This is a genomic window from Streptomyces sp. SD31 (genome assembly GCF_052068475.1).
Taxonomy (GTDB): domain Bacteria; phylum Actinomycetota; class Actinomycetes; order Streptomycetales; family Streptomycetaceae; genus Streptomyces.
Window position 1 is genome coordinate 1 of record NZ_JBQHCX010000040.1, and the last position, 5,212, is coordinate 5,212.

The window sequence follows — 5,212 nt, forward strand, 5'->3', positions numbered from 1 at the left end:
ACCGAAGGGAAGCGCCCGGAGGAAAGCCCGAGAGGGTGAGTACAAAGGAAGCGTCCGTTCCTTGAGAACTCAACAGCGTGCCAAAAATCAACGCCAGATATGTTGATACCCCGTCCATCACATCGTGATGGTCGAGGTTCCTTTGAAAAAACACAGCGAGGACGCTGTGAACGGCCGGGCTTATTCCGCCTGGCTGTTCCGCTCTCGTGGTGTCGTCCCGATTACGGGAAAACATTCACGGAGAGTTTGATCCTGGCTCAGGACGAACGCTGGCGGCGTGCTTAACACATGCAAGTCGAACGATGAACCACTTCGGTGGGGATTAGTGGCGAACGGGTGAGTAACACGTGGGCAATCTGCCCTGCACTCTGGGACAAGCCCTGGAAACGGGGTCTAATACCGGATATGACCGTCTTGGGCATCCTTGACGGTGTAAAGCTCCGGCGGTGCAGGATGAGCCCGCGGCCTATCAGCTTGTTGGTGAGGTAATGGCTCACCAAGGCGACGACGGGTAGCCGGCCTGAGAGGGCGACCGGCCACACTGGGACTGAGACACGGCCCAGACTCCTACGGGAGGCAGCAGTGGGGAATATTGCACAATGGGCGAAAGCCTGATGCAGCGACGCCGCGTGAGGGATGACGGCCTTCGGGTTGTAAACCTCTTTCAGCAGGGAAGAAGCGAAAGTGACGGTACCTGCAGAAGAAGCGCCGGCTAACTACGTGCCAGCAGCCGCGGTAATACGTAGGGCGCAAGCGTTGTCCGGAATTATTGGGCGTAAAGAGCTCGTAGGCGGCTTGTCACGTCGGGTGTGAAAGCCCGGGGCTTAACCCCGGGTCTGCATTCGATACGGGCTAGCTAGAGTGTGGTAGGGGAGATCGGAATTCCTGGTGTAGCGGTGAAATGCGCAGATATCAGGAGGAACACCGGTGGCGAAGGCGGATCTCTGGGCCATTACTGACGCTGAGGAGCGAAAGCGTGGGGAGCGAACAGGATTAGATACCCTGGTAGTCCACGCCGTAAACGGTGGGAACTAGGTGTTGGCGACATTCCACGTCGTCGGTGCCGCAGCTAACGCATTAAGTTCCCCGCCTGGGGAGTACGGCCGCAAGGCTAAAACTCAAAGGAATTGACGGGGGCCCGCACAAGCAGCGGAGCATGTGGCTTAATTCGACGCAACGCGAAGAACCTTACCAAGGCTTGACATACACCGGAAACGGCCAGAGATGGTCGCCCCCTTGTGGTCGGTGTACAGGTGGTGCATGGCTGTCGTCAGCTCGTGTCGTGAGATGTTGGGTTAAGTCCCGCAACGAGCGCAACCCTTGTCCTGTGTTGCCAGCATGCCCTTCGGGGTGATGGGGACTCACAGGAGACCGCCGGGGTCAACTCGGAGGAAGGTGGGGACGACGTCAAGTCATCATGCCCCTTATGTCTTGGGCTGCACACGTGCTACAATGGCAGGTACAATGAGCTGCGATACCGTGAGGTGGAGCGAATCTCAAAAAGCCTGTCTCAGTTCGGATTGGGGTCTGCAACTCGACCCCATGAAGTCGGAGTTGCTAGTAATCGCAGATCAGCATTGCTGCGGTGAATACGTTCCCGGGCCTTGTACACACCGCCCGTCACGTCACGAAAGTCGGTAACACCCGAAGCCGGTGGCCCAACCCCCTTGTGGGGAGGGAGCTGTCGAAGGTGGGACTGGCGATTGGGACGAAGTCGTAACAAGGTAGCCGTACCGGAAGGTGCGGCTGGATCACCTCCTTTCTAAGGAGCACTTCTCAGCCGGGCTTGCCTGGTTCAGAGGCCACTACGCAGGCAAACGTTCTGCGGTGGTTGCTCATGGGTGGAACGTTGATTATTCGGCCGGGTTCACGGGTCGGAGGCTGCTAGTACTGCTCGTAAGAGTGTGGAACGCATGATCTTCGGACGGGAGCCGGCCGGGCACGCTGTTGGGTATCTGAGGGAATGAACCCCCTCGTGATGCCGGCCCCAGTGCACTCGAACCGGATGGTTCGGGGTGATGGGTGGCTGGTCGTTGTTTGAGAACTGCACAGTGGACGCGAGCATCTGTGGCCAAGTTTTTAAGGGCGCACGGTGGATGCCTTGGCACCAGGAACCGATGAAGGACGTGGGAGGCCACGATAGTCCCCGGGGAGTCGTCAACCAGGCTTTGATCCGGGGGTTTCCGAATGGGGAAACCCGGCAGTCGTCATGGGCTGTCACCCATACCTGAACACATAGGGTATGTGGAGGGAACGCGGGGAAGTGAAACATCTCAGTACCCGCAGGAAGAGAAAACAACCGTGATTCCGGGAGTAGTGGCGAGCGAAACTGGATGAGGCTAAACCGTATACGTGTGAGACCCGGCAGGGGTTGCGTATGCGGGGTTGTGGGATCTCTCTTCTGTTGTCTGCCGGCAACAGGACGAGTCAGAAACCGTTGATGTAGGCGAAGGACATGCGAAAGGTCCGGCGTAGAGGGTAAGACCCCCGTAGTCGAAACGTCAGCGGCTCGTTTGAGAGACACCCAAGTAGCACGGGGCCCGAGAAATCCCGTGTGAATCTGGCGGGACCACCCGCTAAGCCTAAATATTCCCTGGTGACCGATAGCGGATAGTACCGTGAGGGAATGGTGAAAAGTACCCCGGGAGGGGAGTGAAATAGTACCTGAAACCGTGTGCCTACAAGCCGTGGGAGCGTCGGAACAAGGCTTGCCTTGTTCTCGTGACTGCGTGCCTTTTGAAGAATGAGCCTGCGAGTTTGCGGTGTGTTGCGAGGTTAACCCGTGTGGGGAAGCCGTAGCGAAAGCGAGTCCGAATAGGGCGTTTTAGTAGCGCGCTCAAGACCCGAAGCGGAGTGATCTAGCCATGGGCAGGTTGAAGCGGAGGTAAGACTTCGTGGAGGACCGAACCCACCAGGGTTGAAAACCTGGGGGATGACCTGTGGTTAGGGGTGAAAGGCCAATCAAACTCCGTGATAGCTGGTTCTCCCCGAAATGCATTTAGGTGCAGCGTCGTGTGTTTCTTGCCGGAGGTAGAGCACTGGATAGGCGATGGGCCCTACCGGGTTACTGACCTTAGCCAAACTCCGAATGCCGGTAAGTGAGAGCGCGGCAGTGAGACTGTGGGGGATAAGCTCCATGGTCGAGAGGGAAACAGCCCAGAGCATCGACTAAGGCCCCTAAGCGTACGCTAAGTGGGAAAGGATGTGGAGTCGCAGAGACAACCAGGAGGTTGGCTTAGAAGCAGCCACCCTTGAAAGAGTGCGTAATAGCTCACTGGTCTAGTGATTCCGCGCCGACAATGTAGCGGGGCTCAAGCGTACCGCCGAAGTCGTGTCATTGCAGCATATAGGGCCAACGCCTGCTGTGATGGGTAGGGGAGCGTCGTCTGCCGGGTGAAGCAGCACCGGAAGGTAGTTGTGGACGGTTGACGAGTGAGAATGCAGGCATGAGTAGCGATTCACACGTGAGAAACGTGTGCGCCGATTGACTAAGGGTTCCTGGGTCAAGCTGATCTGCCCAGGGTAAGTCGGGACCTAAGGCGAGGCCGACAGGCGTAGTCGATGGATAACCGGTTGATATTCCGGTACCCGCTGTGAAGCGTCAAACATCGAATCCAGTGATGCTAAGTCCGTGAAGCCGCCCTGGAGCCTTCGGGCAAAGGGGAGTGGTGGAGCCGACGAACCTATCTGGTAGTAGGTGAGTGATGGGGTGACGCAGGAAGGTAGTCCATCCCGGGCGGTGGTTGTCCCGGGGTAAGGGTGTAGGACGTCAGGTAGGTAAATCCGCCTGGCAATAGTCTGAGACCTGATGCCGAGCCGATTGTGGTGAAGTGGATGATCCTATGCTGTCGAGAAAAGCCTCTAGCGAGTTTCATGGCGGCCCGTACCCTAAACCGACTCAGGTGGTCAGGTAGAGAATACCGAGGCGTTCGGGTGAACTATGGTTAAGGAACTCGGCAAAATGCCCCCGTAACTTCGGGAGAAGGGGGGCCACACCTGGTGATGAGTCTTGCACTCTGAGCTGGGGGTGGCCGCAGAGACCAGCGAGAAGCGACTGTTTACTAAAAACACAGGTCCGTGCGAAGCCGTAAGGCGATGTATACGGACTGACGCCTGCCCGGTGCTGGAACGTTAAGGGGACCGGTTAGTCGAGATTCGTCTCGGCGAAGCTGAGAACTTAAGCGCCAGTAAACGGCGGTGGTAACTATAACCATCCTAAGGTAGCGAAATTCCTTGTCGGGTAAGTTCCGACCTGCACGAATGGCGTAACGACTTCTCGACTGTCTCAACCATAGGCCCGGTGAAATTGCACTACGAGTAAAGATGCTCGTTTCGCGCAGCAGGACGGAAAGACCCCGGGACCTTTACTACAGTTTGATATTGGTGTTCGGTTCGGCTTGTGTAGGATAGGTGGGAGACTTTGAAGCGGGCACGCCAGTGTTCGTGGAGTCGTCGTTGAAATACCACTCTGGTCGTGCTGGATGTCTAACCTGGGTCCGTGATCCGGATCAGGGACAGTGTCTGATGGGTAGTTTAACTGGGGCGGTTGCCTCCTAAAGAGTAACGGAGGCGCCCAAAGGTTCCCTCAGCCTGGTTGGCAATCAGGTGTTGAGTGTAAGTGCACAAGGGAGCTTGACTGTGAGACCGACGGGTCGAGCAGGGACGAAAGTCGGGACTAGTGATCCGGCGGTGGCTTGTGGAAGCGCCGTCGCTCAACGGATAAAAGGTACCCCGGGGATAACAGGCTGATCTTCCCCAAGAGTCCATATCGACGGGATGGTTTGGCACCTCGATGTCGGCTCGTCGCATCCTGGGGCTGGAGTCGGTCCCAAGGGTTGGGCTGTTCGCCCATTAAAGCGGTACGCGAGCTGGGTTTAGAACGTCGTGAGACAGTTCGGTCCCTATCCGCTGTGCGCGTAGGAGTCTTGAGAAGGGCTGTCCCTAGTACGAGAGGACCGGGACGGACGAACCTCTGGTGTGCCAGTTGTTCTGCCAAGGGCATGGCTGGTTGGCTACGTTCGGGAGGGATAACCGCTGAAAGCATCTAAGCGGGAAGCCTGCTTCGAGATGAGGACTCCCACCCACTTGATGGGGTAAGGCTCCCAGTAGACGACTGGGTTGATAGGCCGGATCTGGAAGCACCGCAAGGTGTGGAGGTGACCGGTACTAATAGGCCGAGGGCTTGTCCTCAGTTGCTCGCGTCCACTGTGTT

General features: G+C 57.3%; 2 rRNA genes. Both read left to right on the forward strand.

What is annotated here, in order from left to right:
* Positions 1–234 precede the first annotated feature (234 nt).
* Positions 235–1,762 (forward strand): 16S ribosomal RNA (locus ACTMVF_RS42280).
* A gap of 307 nt (positions 1,763–2,069) precedes the next feature.
* Positions 2,070–5,190, forward strand: a 23S ribosomal RNA gene (locus ACTMVF_RS42285).
* Together the 16S and 23S rRNA genes form the textbook arrangement of a ribosomal RNA operon.
* Positions 5,191–5,212: the final 22 nt, after the last annotated feature.